This is a genomic window from Pseudomonas sp. CCC4.1 (genome assembly GCF_035019225.1).
Lineage (GTDB): Bacteria > Pseudomonadota > Gammaproteobacteria > Pseudomonadales > Pseudomonadaceae > Aquipseudomonas > Aquipseudomonas bubulae.
Genome location: NZ_JASJWL010000002.1, coordinates 117214 through 132772, shown reverse-complemented (window position 1 = coordinate 132772; position 15559 = coordinate 117214). Strand labels below are relative to the sequence as shown.

General features: G+C 57.2%; 13 protein-coding genes. 7 read left to right on the top strand and 6 right to left on the bottom strand.

Features of this window, described 5'->3' with window-relative positions; genetic code table 11:
* Positions 1 to 7 precede the first annotated feature (7 nt).
* The 5 genes from odhB (at position 8) to brnQ (ending at position 6807) form a co-directional block, all read left to right on the top strand.
* Positions 8 to 1228, top strand: coding sequence for a 2-oxoglutarate dehydrogenase complex dihydrolipoyllysine-residue succinyltransferase (gene odhB / locus QN377_RS01660; RefSeq protein WP_083369842.1), 1221 nt, complete (start codon positions 8 to 10; stop codon positions 1226 to 1228).
* 105 nt (positions 1229 to 1333) lie between these two features.
* Positions 1334 to 2770, top strand: coding sequence for a dihydrolipoyl dehydrogenase (lpdA, locus tag QN377_RS01655; RefSeq protein ID WP_016780172.1), 1437 nt, complete (start codon positions 1334 to 1336; stop codon positions 2768 to 2770).
* 226 nt (positions 2771 to 2996) lie between these two features.
* Positions 2997 to 4163, top strand: a complete 1167-nt coding sequence (gene sucC, locus QN377_RS01650; protein WP_016780173.1) for an ADP-forming succinate--CoA ligase subunit beta — start codon at positions 2997 to 2999, stop codon at positions 4161 to 4163.
* A complete protein-coding gene (gene sucD, locus QN377_RS01645) occupies positions 4163 to 5044 on the top strand; it encodes a succinate--CoA ligase subunit alpha (RefSeq protein ID WP_095002114.1) in 882 nt (293 codons plus the stop codon). Before sucC ends, sucD begins: the two co-directional genes overlap by 1 nt.
* Positions 5045 to 5493: 449 nt before the next feature.
* Positions 5494 to 6807 (top strand): branched-chain amino acid transport system II carrier protein, encoded by a 1314-nt coding sequence (gene brnQ, locus QN377_RS01640; protein ID WP_095002113.1) that lies wholly within the window; start codon positions 5494 to 5496, stop codon positions 6805 to 6807.
* A gap of 171 nt (positions 6808 to 6978) precedes the next feature.
* On the opposite strand, the gene QN377_RS01635 is transcribed toward brnQ, so the two are convergent.
* A complete protein-coding gene (locus tag QN377_RS01635) occupies positions 6979 to 7248 on the bottom strand; it encodes a hypothetical protein (RefSeq protein ID WP_095019112.1) in 270 nt (89 codons plus the stop codon).
* 232 nt (positions 7249 to 7480) lie between these two features.
* Here QN377_RS01635 and htpG point away from each other — a divergent pair, with 232 nt between their 5' ends.
* On the top strand, positions 7481 to 9385 hold the full coding sequence (htpG, locus tag QN377_RS01630; RefSeq protein ID WP_016780177.1) for a molecular chaperone HtpG: 1905 nt from the start codon (positions 7481 to 7483) through the stop codon (positions 9383 to 9385).
* 58 nt (positions 9386 to 9443) lie between these two features.
* Positions 9444 to 10172, top strand: a complete 729-nt coding sequence (locus QN377_RS01625) for a dienelactone hydrolase family protein (RefSeq protein WP_095019113.1) — start codon at positions 9444 to 9446, stop codon at positions 10170 to 10172.
* Positions 10173 to 10280: 108 nt separating this feature from the next.
* Here the strand turns inward: QN377_RS01625 and yegQ are convergent, their stop codons facing one another.
* From yegQ to QN377_RS01600, 5 genes are all read right to left on the bottom strand, one after another.
* The gene (gene yegQ, locus QN377_RS01620) at positions 10281 to 11621 is read right to left on the bottom strand and encodes a tRNA 5-hydroxyuridine modification protein YegQ (RefSeq protein WP_095019114.1); all 1341 of its coding nucleotides are present in this window, start codon (positions 11619 to 11621) and stop codon (positions 10281 to 10283) included.
* Positions 11622 to 11687: 66 nt separating this feature from the next.
* On the bottom strand, positions 11688 to 12599 hold the full coding sequence (locus tag QN377_RS01615; RefSeq protein ID WP_095019115.1) for an EamA family transporter: 912 nt from the start codon (positions 12597 to 12599) through the stop codon (positions 11688 to 11690).
* Positions 12600 to 12687: 88 nt separating this feature from the next.
* The gene (locus QN377_RS01610; RefSeq protein ID WP_095002109.1) at positions 12688 to 13968 is read right to left on the bottom strand and encodes a TRAP transporter large permease; all 1281 of its coding nucleotides are present in this window, start codon (positions 13966 to 13968) and stop codon (positions 12688 to 12690) included.
* Positions 13969 to 14496 (bottom strand): TRAP transporter small permease, encoded by a 528-nt coding sequence (locus QN377_RS01605; RefSeq protein ID WP_095002108.1) that lies wholly within the window; start codon positions 14494 to 14496, stop codon positions 13969 to 13971.
* 61 nt (positions 14497 to 14557) lie between these two features.
* Positions 14558 to 15541 (bottom strand): TRAP transporter substrate-binding protein, encoded by a 984-nt coding sequence (locus tag QN377_RS01600; RefSeq protein ID WP_095002107.1) that lies wholly within the window; start codon positions 15539 to 15541, stop codon positions 14558 to 14560.
* Positions 15542 to 15559 lie beyond the last annotated feature (18 nt).

Genomic DNA, 15559 nt, shown 5'->3' with positions numbered 1-15559 from the left:
AAAGAACATGGCTATCGAGATCAAAGCCCCAACATTTCCGGAATCGGTTGCCGATGGCACCGTTGCCACCTGGCACAAACAACCGGGCGACGCTGTAAAGCGCGACGACCTGATTGTCGACATCGAAACCGACAAGGTAGTGCTGGAAGTACTGGCCACTGCTGACGGCGTGCTGGGCGCTATCGTCAAGAACGAAGGCGACACCGTTCTGTCCGACGAAGTGCTGGGCTCCATCGTTGAAGGCGGCGCTGCTGCTGCCGCTCCTGCTGCTGCCGCTGCACCGGCCGCCCAGGCTGCTGCTCCTGCTGCCGATGGCGAAGACGATCCTGTTGCTGCTCCGGCTGCACGCAAGATCGCTGAAGAAAACGGTATCAACATCGCTTCCGTTGCCGGTACTGGCAAAGGCGGTCGTGTGACCAAGGAAGACGTAGTTGCTGCGGTAGCTGCCAAAAAAGCCGCTCCTGCTGCTGCGCCGGCCAAGGCCGCTGCACCTGCCGCTGCCGCTCCGGTATTCGCTGCTGGCGACCGCGTAGAAAAACGCGTTCCGATGACCCGCGTTCGTGCCACCGTGGCCAAGCGTCTGGTTGAAGCTCAGTCGAACATGGCGATGCTGACCACTTTCAACGAAGTGGACATGACTGAAATCATGGCACTGCGTTCGAAGTACAAGGATCTGTTCGAGAAGTCCCACAACGGCGTACGCCTGGGCTTCATGTCGTTCTTCGTGAAAGCAGCTACCGAAGCACTGAAACGCTTCCCGGCCGTTAACGCCTCGATCGACGGTTCCGACATCGTTTACCACGGCTTCGCCGACATCGGTGTAGCTGTTTCCAGCGACCGTGGTCTGGTGGTTCCGGTTCTGCGTAACGCCGAACTGATGAGCCTGGCTGAAATCGAAGGCGGCATCGCTGCCTACGGTAAAAAAGCCCGTGACGGCAAACTGTCGATCGACGAAATGACCGGTGGTACTTTCACTATCACCAACGGTGGTACTTTCGGTTCGATGATGTCGACCCCGATCGTTAACCCGCCGCAAGCCGCGATCCTGGGCATGCACAACATCCTTCAGCGTCCAATGGCAGTCAACGGTCAGGTAGTTATCCGTCCGATGATGTATTTGGCTCTGTCTTACGATCACCGCTTGATCGATGGCAAAGAAGCTGTAAGTTTCCTGGTAGCAATCAAAAACCTGCTGGAAGACCCGGCTCGTCTGCTGCTGGATATCTAATAGAAGCTGCTGCAAGTTTCAGGTGCCAGGCTGCGGGAAAAAGCAGTCTGGCTTTGGCTTGCAGTTTGCTGCTGACAGCTTGTAGCTAATAGAGGATCTATTTTCATGTCTCAGAAATTTGACGTTGTAGTGATTGGTGCGGGCCCTGGCGGCTATGTTGCAGCCATCAAGGCCGCGCAACTGGGCCTTTCGACTGCTTGCATCGAAAAATACACCGACAAGGAAGGCAAACTGGCGCTGGGCGGTACTTGCCTGAACGTTGGCTGCATTCCATCCAAGGCGCTGCTGGACAGCTCCTGGAAGTACCACGAAGCCAAGGATGCATTCGCCATCCACGGCATCACCACCGGTGAAGTGAAGATGGACGTTGCTGCGATGGTTGGCCGTAAAGCCAACATCGTTAAAGGTCTGACTTCCGGCGTTGCGACCCTGTTCAAGGCCAACGGCGTTACTTCCCTGCAAGGCCACGGCAAACTGCTGGCCGGCAAGCGTGTTGAGCTGACCAAGCCAGACGGCAGCGTTGAAATCATCGAAGCCGAGAACGTGATTCTGGCTTCGGGCTCGCGTCCGATCGACATTCCACCTGCTCCAGTCGACAACAACGTGATCGTTGATTCGACCGGCGCCCTGGAATTCCAGTCCGTGCCAAAACGTCTGGGCGTTATCGGCGCTGGCGTGATCGGTCTGGAACTGGGTTCGGTATGGTCCCGTCTGGGCGCTGAAGTGACTGTTCTGGAAGCCCTGGACACCTTCTTGATGGCTGCTGACGCTGCCGTTTCGAAAGAAGCCTACAAAACCCTGACCAAACAAGGTCTGGACATCAAGCTGGGCGCTCGCGTTACCGGTTCCAAGGTTAACGGCGAAGAAGTCGTTGTGACCTACACCGACGCCAACGGCGAACAGACCATCACCTTCGACAAGCTGATCGTAGCCGTGGGTCGCCGTCCGGTGACTACCGAGTTGCTGGCAGCTGACAGCGGCGTGACCATCGACGAGCGCGGTTTCGTGTTTGTTGACGATCATTGCGCAACCAGCGTACCGGGCGTATTCGCCATTGGTGACGTGGTTCGCGGCATGATGCTGGCACACAAGGCTTCCGAAGAAGGCATCATGGTTGTCGAGCGCATCAAAGGTCACAAGACCGAGATGAACTACGACCTGATTCCATCGGTTATTTACACTCACCCGGAGATCGCGTGGGTTGGTAAAACCGAGCAGGCCTTGAAAGCTGAAGGCGTTGAGGTTAACGTCGGCACCTTCCCGTTCGCCGCCAGTGGCCGTGCCATGGCAGCAAACGACACCGGTGGCTTTGTCAAAGTCATTGCTGATGCCAAAACTGACCGCGTACTGGGCGTCCACGTGATTGGCCCGAGCGCTGCAGAGCTGGTACAGCAGGGCGCGATCGGTATGGAATTCGGCACCAGCGCTGAAGATCTGGGCATGATGGTTTTCTCCCATCCGACCCTGTCCGAAGCCTTGCACGAAGCAGCACTGGCTGTGAATGGCGGCGCCATCCACATTGCCAACCGTAAGAAACGTTAAGACCAGACAATAAGAAACCACGGCGGTTTGCCCGTCGTGAGCCTTGCTAGCAAGCCTCACCGCGGAACTTCCGCCGGACGCAGTCTTGTCTTGTTTTAACCGGGCCCGGCTCCGCTCAAGCGGATGTCGGGTTTGTTGAAACAGCACAAGCAGCAGTCACAGGTGGTGCGGCACTAATAGTAGTGCAGCGCCGAATGCGCAGTACCTAACGAAGACGGTAAAAAGCATGAATCTTCACGAGTATCAGGGTAAGCAGCTGTTCGCTGAATACGGCCTGCCAGTATCCAAGGGTTATGCAGTAGACACCCCGGAAGCAGCCGCAGAAGCTTGCGACAAAATCGGTGGGACCGAATGGGTTGTAAAAGCCCAGGTTCACGCAGGTGGTCGCGGTAAAGCGGGCGGCGTTAAGCTGGTTCGCAGCAAAGAAGACGCTAAAGCATTCGCACAACAGTGGTTGGGCAAGCGTCTGGTGACTTACCAGACTGACGCCAATGGTCAGCCGGTCACCAAGATCCTGGTTGAGTCGTGCACTGATATCGCTAAAGAGCTGTACCTGGGCGCTGTCGTTGACCGTTCGAGCCGTCGTATCGTGTTCATGGCTTCCACCGAAGGTGGCGTGGACATCGAGAAAATCGCTCACGACACTCCAGAAAAAATTCTGAAAGCAACGATCGATCCACTGGTTGGCGCACAGCCATTCCAGGGTCGCGAGTTGGCTTTCCAGCTGGGTCTGGAAGGCAAGCAAGTTGCTCAGTTCGCCAAGATCTTCGTAGGTCTGGCCAAACTGTTCAAGGATCACGATCTGGCCCTGCTGGAAGTGAACCCGCTGGTTATCAAGACTGACGGCGATCTGCACTGCCTCGATGCCAAAATCAACATCGACGCAAACGCCATGTACCGTCAGCCTAAGCTGAAAACTTTCCACGATCCGTCGCAAGACGATCCGCGCGAAGCGCACGCTGCCAAGTTCGAACTGAACTACGTAGCGCTGGAAGGCAACATCGGCTGCATGGTTAACGGCGCTGGTCTGGCCATGGGCACCATGGACATCGTTAACCTGCATGGCGGCAAGCCAGCCAACTTCCTCGACGTTGGCGGTGGTGCTACCAAAGAACGCGTTACCGAAGCGTTCAAAATCATCCTGTCCGACAGCAATGTCGCAGCAGTGCTGGTTAACATCTTCGGCGGCATCGTTCGTTGCGACATGATTGCCGAAGGCATCATCGGTGCAGTGAAAGAAGTCGGCGTGAAAATCCCGGTAGTTGTGCGCCTTGAAGGCAACAACGCTGATCTGGGCGCTAAAGTACTGGCAGAAAGCGGTTTGAACATCATCGCTGCTACCAGCTTGACCGACGCTGCTCAACAAGTTGTTAAAGCTGCGGAGGGCAAGTAATGAGCGTCCTGATCAATAAAGACACCAAAGTTATCTGCCAGGGCATCACCGGTTCGCAGGGCAGCTTCCACACCCAGCAAGCCATCGAATACGGCACCAAGATGGTTGGTGGCGTTACTCCGGGCAAAGGCGGCACCACTCACCTGGACCTGCCTGTTTTCAACACCGTGAAAGAAGCCGTAGAAGCAACTGGCGCAACCGCCAGCGTTATCTACGTACCGGCTCCTTTCTGCAAGGACTCGATCCTTGAAGCAGCGTTCGGCGGCATCAAGCTGATCGTGTGCATCACTGAAGGCATTCCTACCCTGGACATGCTGGACTGCAAAGTTAAGTGCGACGAACTGGGTGTTACCCTGATCGGCCCTAACTGCCCGGGCGTTATCACGCCAGGCGAATGCAAGATCGGCATCATGCCAGGTCACATTCACTTGCCAGGCAAAGTAGGCATCGTGTCGCGTTCCGGCACCCTGACTTACGAAGCTGTAAAGCAAACCACTGACGCCGGTTTCGGCCAGTCGACTTGCGTAGGCATCGGTGGTGACCCGATCCCTGGTTCCAACTTCATCGACATCCTGAAGCTGTTCCAGGAAGACCCGAAGACCGAAGCGATCGTTATGATCGGTGAGATCGGCGGTTCGGCTGAAGAAGAAGCGGCTGCCTACATCAAGGCAAACGTGACCAAGCCGGTTGTTTCCTACATCGCTGGTGTGACTGCCCCTCCAGGCAAGCGCATGGGCCACGCAGGCGCAATCATCTCTGGCGGCAAGGGTACTGCAGACGAGAAGTTTGCTGCCCTGGAAGACGCAGGCGTAAAAACCGTGCGTTCGCTGGCAGACATCGGCAAGGCTCTGTCCGAGCTGACTGGCTGGGCAATGAAGTAAGCCTCGCGCTTAACTGACTGCTCTACCAGGCAAAGGCCACCTTCGGGTGGCCTTTGTGCGTTTGGGGTCAAGCAAAACCCTTGTGGGAGCGGGCTTGCTCGCGATGCAGGCGCCGCGGTCATTCAGATAAATCGCGTCGTTACCATCGCGGGCAAGCCCGCTCCCACAACGTGCGGTTTTGAGCTATCCAGGGCAGGCAAAACCACACCAAAGCATTTTTCGATGTCGTCCAGGCGACAACTGCGTTCGTTCATCGGACAGTCCGCCCTCTAACAGTGCGCTGTAGGAAAAAACTCGGTAATCTTGCCAGCATTCCGCAGTTCTGCGTGTGCATCCCAAAAGGAAGCCACGCGCTAGAAGGGTTGGTCTTATACGGATCGACAGCATTTCCCACATCCGCACGGGAAATTCCCCTCTAAATCCCGATTCAGTAGTGTGGTATTTCCGTAATGAAAGTATTGAAAGGCCAGGACATCCTGGCACTTGGGTTTATGACTTTTGCCCTGTTCGTTGGGGCAGGCAACATCATTTTCCCGCCAATCGTTGGCCTGCAGGCCGGACCTAACGTCTGGATGGCTGCATTGGGCTTCCTGATCACCGCAGTCGGTCTGCCGGTAGTCACCGTTATTGCCCTGGCCAAGGTCGGTGGCGGCATGGACGCACTGAGCAGCCCGATCGGCAAGATCGCCGGGGGCTTGTTGGCAGCCGTGGCCTATCTGGCTGTTGGCCCGTTGTTCGCGACCCCGCGTACCGCCACCGTATCCTTTGAAGTCGGCCTGGCACCTTTGACCGGTGAAAGCCCACTGGCGCTGTTTCTGTACAGCTCGGTGTACTTCCTGATCGTGTTTTTCGTGTCGTTGTACCCGGGTCGCCTGCTGGACACGGTAGGGCGCTTCCTTGCTCCGTTGAAGATCATCGCCCTGGCCATTCTCGGCATTGCTGCCGTTGCCTTGCCTGCAGGTGATGTTGGCGTCGCGACCCCCGAGTACGTGGCCGCACCGTTCTCCCAGGGTTTTATCAATGGCTACTTGACCATGGATACCCTGGGTGCGCTGGTGTTCGGTATCGTGATCGTGAATGCCATCCGTTCCCGTGGTGTTGAATCACCCAAGCTGATTACCCGCTACGCCATCATTGCCGGCCTGATCGCCGGTGTCGGCCTGGCGCTGGTCTACATCAGCCTGTTCCGCCTGGGTGCGGGCAGCCATGAAGTGGCGGCGGGTGCAACCAATGGTGCGGCGGTACTGCACGCCTATGTACAACACACCTTCGGTTCGCTGGGCAGCGGTTTCCTTGCCGTACTGATTGCACTGGCTTGCCTGGTAACGGCCGTTGGCCTGACCTGTGCCTGCGCTGAATACTTCAGTACTGTGCTGCCACTGTCTTACAAGACGCTGGTGATCATCCTTGCGCTGTTTTCGCTGGCCGTGTCGAACCTTGGCTTGACCCAGTTGATTGCGTTTTCCATCCCGTTGCTGACGGCGATCTACCCGCCTTGCATCGTGTTGGTGGCGCTGAGTTTCTGCAAAGGCCTGTGGAATGCCCAGAGCCGGATCGTTGGTCCGGTCATGCTGGTGTCGTTCTTCTTTGGCTCGATCGACGCGCTTAAAGGTGCTGGCCTGGGTGAGTGGATTCCGGCCCAATTGGCCAATATGCCATTTAGCGAGCAGGGCCTGGCGTGGCTGGTGCCTAGTCTTGTGACCCTGCTGGGCGCAGTTATCTGCGACCGTCTGCTGGGCAAACGAGTTGAAGCAATGGCGTAATTACCCGGTTCGCCAAAAGCGTTGCCGAGTCAATAAAAAAGCCCTGCATCTTAATGGATGCAGGGCTTTTTTAATGGGCGTGTGTTCAAGCATGCAAACACTAGCCATTAACGTTCAGATACAACAAAGCCCGCACTTGGCGGGCTTGGTTTTATATCGCAGAAAGTCGTGTTACTTGCTTTCTGTAGTTGCCGCAGGTGCAACCGGAGCAGTCTGGCCGGCTTCTTCAGCAGCGGCTTTATTGGACTCGGCTTGTGCTTTTGCAGCTTCGGCGTTCTCTTTGGCCGCGTCGTTTACTTTGTCTTGTGCTTCAGACATTTTTTCTTGCGCTTGCTCAGAATGCTGGGCAGCGTCCTGGGCTTTGTCTTCGGATTTTTTGTCGCAGGCAGCCAGGCCAAGCGAAGCAGCCAGCATCAAGGCAACAGCAAAAGTATTACGCATGGGGTGTTTCTCCTTATGAGTAGATCTACGGGGCGTTTGAGCATGGGCTGATGGCTTAAGTTCCATGCTCGAACACATATATAAGTAAAGCAGCGCGGGCGGAAATATTGGTAAAAAACTTGAGCCACTGGTTCGGCCCTTGAAATTTGCATCATTGGCCCCAACTTTCATCACATCCCGCCGCTAACCCTTACGGGCGTGGCCACTGCCATCCAATCGGAGTTTGATAACAATGAGCGTGGAAACTCAAAAAGAAACCCTGGGCTTCCAGACCGAGGTCAAGCAACTGCTGCACCTCATGATCCATTCGCTGTACTCCAACAAGGAAATCTTCCTTCGCGAACTGATCTCGAACGCCTCTGATGCTGTCGACAAATTACGTTTTGAAGCACTGTCCAAGCCAGATCTGCTGGAGGGCGGTGCCGAGCTTAAAATCCGTGTGAGCTTCGACAAAGACGCCAACACCGTCACCCTCGAAGACAACGGTATCGGCATGAACCGCGATGACGTGATCACCCACCTGGGTACGATCGCCAAGTCCGGCACTGCCGACTTCATGAAAAACCTCACCGGCGACCAGAAAAAAGATTCGCACCTGATCGGTCAGTTCGGCGTGGGTTTCTACTCGGCCTTTATCGTTGCCGACAAGGTTGACGTGTACAGCCGCCGTGCCGGTACCCCGGCAAGCGAGGGCGTGCACTGGTCTTCGAAGGGCGAAGGCGAGTTTGAAGTGGCCACCGTCGAGAAGGCCGACCGCGGCACCAAAATCGTGCTGCACCTCAAGCCTGGCGAATCCGAATTCGCTGACGGCTGGCGCCTGCGCAACATCATCAAGAAGTACTCCGACCATATCGCCCTGCCTATCGAACTGCCTAAAGAGCAGACCGTTGCCGAAGGCGAAGAAGCGCCTGCACTGGAATGGGAAACCGTCAACCGGGCAAGTGCTCTGTGGACCCGTCCTCGTACTGAAGTAAAGGACGAGGAATATCAGGAGTTCTACAAGCACATTGCCCATGACTACGAGAACCCGCTGGCCTGGAGCCACAACAAGGTTGAGGGCAAGCTTGAATACAGCTCGCTGCTCTACGTTCCGGCCCGTGCACCGTTTGATCTGTACCAGCGTGAAGCGCCTAAAGGCCTGAAGCTGTATGTGCAGCGTGTCTTCGTGATGGATCAGGCCGAGTCGTTCCTGCCGCTGTACCTGCGCTTTATCAAGGGCGTGATCGACTCCAACGACCTGTCGCTGAACGTGTCGCGGGAAATCCTGCAAAAAGACCCGATCATCGACTCGATGAAGACGGCGCTGACCAAGCGTGTACTCGACATGCTGGAAAAACTGGCGAAGAACGAGCCTGAGAAATATCAGGGCTTCTGGAAAAACTTCGGGCAGGTGATGAAAGAAGGTCCGGCCGAAGATTTCGCCAACAAAGAAAAAATCGCCGGTCTGCTGCGTTTTGCTTCGACCCACGGCGACGACGGCGAACAGAATGTTTCCTTGACCGACTACCTGGCCCGCGCCAAGGAAGGTCAGGACAAGATTTACTACCTGACCGGCGAAACCTACGCGCAGGTTAAAAACAGCCCGCACCTCGAAGTCTTCCGCAAAAAAGGCATCGAAGTCCTGCTGCTGACCGACCGCATCGACGAGTGGCTGATGAGCTACCTCAGCGACTTCGACGGCAAGAGCTTTGTCGACGTGGCCCGTGGTGACCTCGACCTGGGCAATCTGGACTCGGAAGAGGACAAGAAAGCGGCAGAAGAAGTGGCCAAGGCCAAAGAAGGTCTGGTTGAGCGCATCAAGGCTGCCTTGGGCGAGAGCGTCAGCGAAGTGCGCGTGTCGCATCGTCTGACTGATTCCCCGGCGATTCTTGCCATTGGTGAGCAGGATCTGGGCATGCAAATGCGTCAGATCCTCGAAGCCAGCGGTCAAAAAGTGCCTGAGTCCAAGCCTATCTTCGAGTTCAACCCGGCTCACCCGCTGATCGAGAAACTCGATGCAGAGCAGAGTGAAGAGCGTTTTGGCGACCTGTCGCACATCCTCTTCGATCAGGCAGCCCTGGCAGCCGGTGACAGTTTGAAAGACCCTGCGGCTTATGTCCGTCGGCTAAACAAATTGTTAGTAGAGTTGTCGGTCTAACCGCGCTATAAAAACCCGCTTCGGCGGGTTTTTTTTGTTTCAAATTCAGGAGTTTTTGATGAAATCCATTTCGGTCAGCTCTGTGGCTTATCAAATCGACGGCCAACCTTACGAAGGCCGTTTGGCCTTTGATCCGAGCCGTGAAGACCCGTTGCCGGGTTTGCTGATGGCGCCCAACTGGATGGGCATCAGCGCAGGCGCCGAAGAGATTGCCAAGTCGGTGGCAGAACAGGGTTATGTGGTACTGATCGCCGATTTGTATGGCCAGGGCACCCGGCCCGGCAACGCCGACGAGGCCGGTGCGGCGATGATGCCGCTCAAGAATGACCGTGCCTTGCTGCGCAAGCGTATGTGGGCAGCGTATGACATGCTGAAAAATCAGGGCCTGGCCCAGGTCGACAGCAACAAGCTGGCAACCTTTGGTTTCTGTTTTGGCGGGTGCTGTTCACTGGAACTGGCACGCAGTGGTGCACCGTTGCAAGCTGCGGTGTCATTCCACGGCACGCTGGACACACCTAACCCTATCGATGCCCAGAGCATCAAGGGCTCGGTGCTGGTGTTGCACGGCGCGTCTGACCCGTTGGTGCCAAGCGAGCAGCTACCAGCGTTTGAGGCGGAGATGAACGCGGCGGGTGTGGACTGGCAACTGACCAGCTATGGCGGCGCAGTGCATTCGTTCACTGACCCCCACGCCAATGTGCCGGGCAAGATGATGTACGACGCCAAAACTGCGGGTCGGGCGTTCACCGCCATGCATAACTTGCTGGATGAAGTGTTTCGCGATTAATCGCAATCACGACAGTCTGTGGGAGCGGGCTTGCTCGCGATGCTGACGGCTCGGTCTGTCAGACAACACCGGGCGATGCTATCGCGAGCAAGCCCGCTCCCACAGTGGTCACGCCGAACGTTCCATCACCTCGCTCACCGTCAAATCCCGCATCAACAACCCGTAGTTCAAGTCCACCTGTTCGGGGATCGGCAGGTACACGGTGTGGCCATCACCCGGCGCCACCTGGGTCGGCAAGCCTGCACTGTTAAGCAGCCGCTCCAGATCAAAGTGATAGTTGCCATGGGGTGTCATCAGCTCCAGATGATCGCCCAAAGCAAATCGGTTTTTCACTTTGACTTCGGCCAGGCCATTGCGTCGTTCGCCGGTCAATTCCCCGACAAACTGCTGACGATGGGACAGTGAGCTGCCATGCAGGTAGTTCTGGTATTCATCGTGTACATGGCGGCGCAAGAACCCTTCGGTATAGCCGCGCTGGGCCAGGGACTCCAGATCGGTCATCAGGCTGCGATCAAATTCACGACCCGCCACTGCATCATCAATCGCCTTGCGATACACCTGAGTGGCGCGCGCGCAGTAAAAGTGCGACTTGGTGCGGCCCTCGATCTTCAGCGAATGCACGCCCATTTCCGCCAGCCGCGCCACATGCTGTACAGCACGCAGATCCTTGGAGTTCATGATGTAAGTACCGTGTTCGTCCTCGAACGCGGTCATCGGTTCATCGGCACGGTTGGCTTCGTTCAGCACAAACACTTCGTCAGTCGGCGCACCCACGCCCAGGGTTGGCTCGACCACATTGACGATATTGCCCAGCTCGTTTTCTGTACCCGGTCTGGCCTCGTACTTCCAGCGGCAGGCATTGGTGCAGCTGCCCTGGTTGGCATCTCGCTTATTCATGTAGCCAGATAACAGGCAGCGCCCGGAGTAGGCCATGCATAGCGCGCCATGTACGAAAATCTCCAGCTCCATATCGGGTACTTGCTGACGGATTTCTTCGATCTCTTCCAGCGACAACTCCCGGGACAGGATGATGCGGCTCAGGCCTTGCTGGCGCCAGAATTCAACACTGGCCCAGTTCACGGTATTGGCCTGAACCGACAAGTGAATCGGCACATGGGGGAAGTTTTTGCGCACCAGCATGATCAGGCCCGGGTCGGACATGATCAGCGCATCCGGTGCCATGGCAATTACCGGCTCCAGATCCTTGAGAAAGGTACGCAGCTTGGCGTTGTGCGGGGCGATATTGACCACCACGTAAAAACGTTTGCCCTGAGCCTGGGCTTCGGCGATGCCAATGGCCAGGTTGGTGTGGTCGAATTCGTTGTTGCGCACGCGCAAGCTGTAGCGTGGTTGGCCCGCATACACCGCGTCGGCGCCATACGCGAAGGCATAGCGCATATTTTTCAGGGTGCCGGCAGGGGCGAGGAGTTCGGGCGGAGCAAGGCGCATAGTCAGTTCGTTCGCAAAAAAGGCGCGATGGTAGTCGAGCCCTTGCTCCCGGCTATTGATCTGGATCTATGCTTTGCGCGGCCAGGTCAGCATCACAATGCCCGCGACCACAATCAGGCCGCCGATGATCTGGCCGCTGCTGAGCAACTGGTCAAGAATCAGCCAGCCAAACAGCAGGCTCGCCACCGGTTCGACGTTCATTACCGGTGCGTTGCGGGCCATGTTCAGCCGCGTCATGCAGATAAACAACAGGCAGAAGCCCAGCCCGTAAAGCGCAACCAGAAAGGCCAGGGCTGTCCAGCCGGTAGACGAGGAGGGCAGCGACACCCCGCCCGGCAGCACCCCGCTGACTCCGGCCAGGGCTGCCGCACAAAATACGATAAGCATGGTCAGCATGCTACGCACCGTACCGCGCAGGCTCGAGAGTTTGTGATCGGTGATCCATAGCGCACAGGCAAACACGCAAGCGGCAGCAAAGCCGAAGAGGATGCCTTCGAGCCACTGTGCCTCGGTACTGTGCTGGCTGGACAAACGTTCGGGCACGTCGAGGGCAAACACCAGGCCGCACATGATCAGCCCCATCAGCAGTGCCGCCCGCAGGGTGGGTGCCGCACCGCCCAGGGCCCAGGTCAGCAGTACCAGCAGGATCGGTGCCATATTGCCGATCAACAATGCCAGGGCCACGGGGATACGGGCCACGGCTGAATAAATGCAGAAGCTTTGTGCTGCGATCAGCAATCCCAACAGCAATTGCCAACGCCAGTTGGCGGGGGTTAGCCGAGGGCGCTCGCGTTGCCATAGCACCAGGCCGGTCAATACCAGCAAGGTCACGCCAGCACGACATAGAATCGCCAGCAGCAAACCGGTGTCGTGGTCGAAGGCAATCCGGGCGGCGATATGATTGCCCGCAAAAGCGCAGGCCAGCAGTACCAGAATCAATACTGCGATATGGCGGGGGAACAACGCAGGAGCAGACATAAGCAACCAGCCTCCTTGGCTGGAAATAGAGCCGCTTTAATATCCCTGTGGGAGCGGGCTTGCTCGCTCCCACAGGGGTAAGGCGGGGTTACAGCACCAGGTTTGGCAACCACAGCGAGATGGCCGGAACGTAGGTCACCAGCATCAGCACCATAAACAGTGCCAGGTAGAATGGCAGCAGCGCTTTAACGGTGTTTTCGATGGTGACCTTGCCCACGGCTGCACCCACGAACAGCACCGCGCCCACCGGCGGTGTGATCAGGCCGATGCCCAGGTTGACCAGCATGATCATGCCAAAATGTACCGGGTCGACACCGATACCGATAATCACCGGCAGCAGGATCGGGGTGAGGATAAGGATCAGCGGCGCCATGTCCATCACCGTGCCCAGCAACAACAACATGACGTTGATGCACATCAGGATCACGTAGCGGTTATCCGACAGGGTCAGGAACGCGGTGGTGATCTTCATCGGGATTTCCATCAGCGTCAGGATGTAACCGAAGCTGGCAGCAAAGCCGATCAGGATCATCACGATGGAAATGGTACGCACCGCCCGATGCATCAGCTTGGGCAGATCACGCCACTTGTAGTCGCGGTAAATGAACATGGTGACGAAGAACGACCACACCACCGCGACCGCCGCCGATTCGGTGGCAGTGAAGACGCCAGTGAGGATGCCGCCAAGGATGATGACCATGGCCATCAGGCCCCACATCGCTTCACCGGCGATTTTCAGCGCGGTGCGCAGCGGGATCACTTCACCCTTGGGGTAGTTACGTCTGCGCGCAAAGATCATGCACAGGCCCATCATCACTGCGCTGAGCAACAACCCCGGCATGATCCCGGCCATAAACAGCGAAGCGATCGATACCGTGCCGCCCGCTGCCAGCGAGTACAGCACCGAGTTGTGGCTGGGCGGGGTGAGCAAAGCCTGTACCGAGCCGCTGACCGTTACCGCCGTGGAGAACTCACGGGGGTAACCGGCGCGCTCCATTTCCGGAATCAGTACCGAGCCCACGGAAGCGGTGTCGGCGACGGAAGAGCCGGAAATCGCGCCAAAGAAGGTCGAGGCGACGATATTGACCAGCGACAGGCCGCCGCGCACAAACCCTACCAGTACCCCGGCAAAGGCCACCAGCCGACGTGACATGCCGCCTTCGGCCATGATGGCACCGGCCAGGACAAAAAACGGGATGGCCAGCAGCGAGAACTTGTTAACCCCGCCAGCGACTTGAATCATCAGGGCATCGAACGGGATATCGATCCACCAGGCGCCGACGAGTGCCGACAGGCCCAGCGCGTAGGCGACCGGCATGCCGATAAGGATCAGGGCGATAAAACTGCCCAACAATACGAAAGCGTCCATTTATACGGCCTCTTCGCTGGCTTCTACAATGTCGAACCGCACGGCACGGCGGTGGCTTTGGTCACCCAGGAAGAGTTTTTCCAGGACGAAGATCAGGGTCACGATGCCGCCCAGCGGGATAGGCAGATAGGAGATGCCTACGCGCAAACCCGGCATTTCGCCAAGAAACTGGTTCCAGGTGGTCGCGCACAGTTTGAAGCCCTTGACCGTCATGAACAGGCAGACGATGACCATCAGGATTTGCACCAGCACCGCGGCCAGTTTGCGGACATGGGCCGGCATGCGCTCGACCGCCATCGCCACTGCCATATGGGCACCGGCACGGTAGCTGGCGGCAGCGCCAAAGAAGGTAAACACCACCATCAGCAGAATGGCGGTGGGCTCGGGCCAGCTGGAGCCGCTGCCCAGCACGTAGCGGGCAAAAATGCCCCAGGGGATGATCAAGGTCATGGTCAGCACCGACAAACCGGCGATCCCGATGCAGGCCCTGTACAGCAAGTCATTAAAGCGCAGTACGGTATTTTTCATGGGGCTCACCACTACGCGGCAAACGGGCTTGCGCCCGTTGCGGCGGCGTTATCGGACTGGCTTATTGGACGGCTTCGATGCGCGAGATCAGATCTTTGTAGTTGGCACCGTACTTGTCGCGAACCGGCTGGGTGGCGTCGTAGAAGGCTTTTTTCTGCTCCGGGGTGAGGGTGATGAATTCCACGCCGGCAGTTTTGAGTTTGGTTTCGCTCTCTGCGGATTTTTTGTCCCAGATCACTCGCTCTTCCATTTGCGCTTCACGGGCCAGTTTTTGCACCAGGGCTTGTTGCTCGGGGCTGAGTTTGGCCCAGGTGGTCTTGGCGATCACGATCGGCTCGGGGAGGATCAGGTGGTCGGTCCAGGTGAAGTACTTGGCGTTCTGGTAGTGGTTGTGCTCAAGGAAGGTCGGCGGGTTGTTCTCTGCGCCATCGATCACGCCGGTCTGCAGGGCGCTGAAAATCTCGCCGGTGGCCATGGCGATGCCATTACCGCCCATGTCGTTGATGGTGTCGATAAACACCGGGTTGCCTTGTACGCGGATTTTCATGCCTTTGAGGTCGGCAATCTCACGTACCGGTTTTTTTGTGTACAGGTTGCGTGTGCCGCCATCCATCCAGGCCAGCGCGACCATATTGAAGTCGGAGTTGGTGATTTTATCCAGCATCTCCTGGCCGATTTCGCCGTCGATGATCTTGCGCATATGGGCCTGGTCGCGGAACACGAACGGCAGGTTGAAGGCATTGGTTTCCGGTACTACCGGACCAAGGATGCCGAGGCTGACCCGGGTCATCTGCACCGCGCCGGACTGCAATTGTTCGACTACTTCTTTCTCTGAACCCAGTACGCCACCAGCAAACATCTTGAAAGAAATATCGCCGTTGCTCTGTTCCTGAAGCTTTTTGCCCATTTCCTGTTCGGCCAGCACCGGCGGATAGCCAGTGGGATGAACCTCGGCGAACTTGATCTTGATTTCGGCCTGGGCCACGCCTGAGAGGCAGAAGGCCAGGGGGAGAGCAGCAATCAGCAGGGTGCGTTTGAAATCCATGGGTCACTCCAAATATTG

Coding starts and splice junctions, on each gene's coding strand:
- odhB (WP_083369842.1), top strand. CDS start 8: ATGGCTATCGAGATCAAAGCCCCAACATTTCCGGAATCGGTTGCCGAT.
- lpdA (WP_016780172.1), top strand. CDS start 1,334: ATGTCTCAGAAATTTGACGTTGTAGTGATTGGTGCGGGCCCTGGCGGC.
- sucC (WP_016780173.1), top strand. CDS start 2,997: ATGAATCTTCACGAGTATCAGGGTAAGCAGCTGTTCGCTGAATACGGC.
- sucD (WP_095002114.1), top strand. CDS start 4,163: ATGAGCGTCCTGATCAATAAAGACACCAAAGTTATCTGCCAGGGCATC.
- brnQ (WP_095002113.1), top strand. CDS start 5,494: ATGAAAGTATTGAAAGGCCAGGACATCCTGGCACTTGGGTTTATGACT.
- QN377_RS01635 (WP_095019112.1), bottom strand. CDS start 7,248: ATGCGTAATACTTTTGCTGTTGCCTTGATGCTGGCTGCTTCGCTTGGC.
- htpG (WP_016780177.1), top strand. CDS start 7,481: ATGAGCGTGGAAACTCAAAAAGAAACCCTGGGCTTCCAGACCGAGGTC.
- QN377_RS01625 (WP_095019113.1), top strand. CDS start 9,444: ATGAAATCCATTTCGGTCAGCTCTGTGGCTTATCAAATCGACGGCCAA.
- yegQ (WP_095019114.1), bottom strand. CDS start 11,621: ATGCGCCTTGCTCCGCCCGAACTCCTCGCCCCTGCCGGCACCCTGAAA.
- QN377_RS01615 (WP_095019115.1), bottom strand. CDS start 12,599: ATGTCTGCTCCTGCGTTGTTCCCCCGCCATATCGCAGTATTGATTCTG.
- QN377_RS01610 (WP_095002109.1), bottom strand. CDS start 13,968: ATGGACGCTTTCGTATTGTTGGGCAGTTTTATCGCCCTGATCCTTATC.
- QN377_RS01605 (WP_095002108.1), bottom strand. CDS start 14,496: ATGAAAAATACCGTACTGCGCTTTAATGACTTGCTGTACAGGGCCTGC.
- QN377_RS01600 (WP_095002107.1), bottom strand. CDS start 15,541: ATGGATTTCAAACGCACCCTGCTGATTGCTGCTCTCCCCCTGGCCTTC.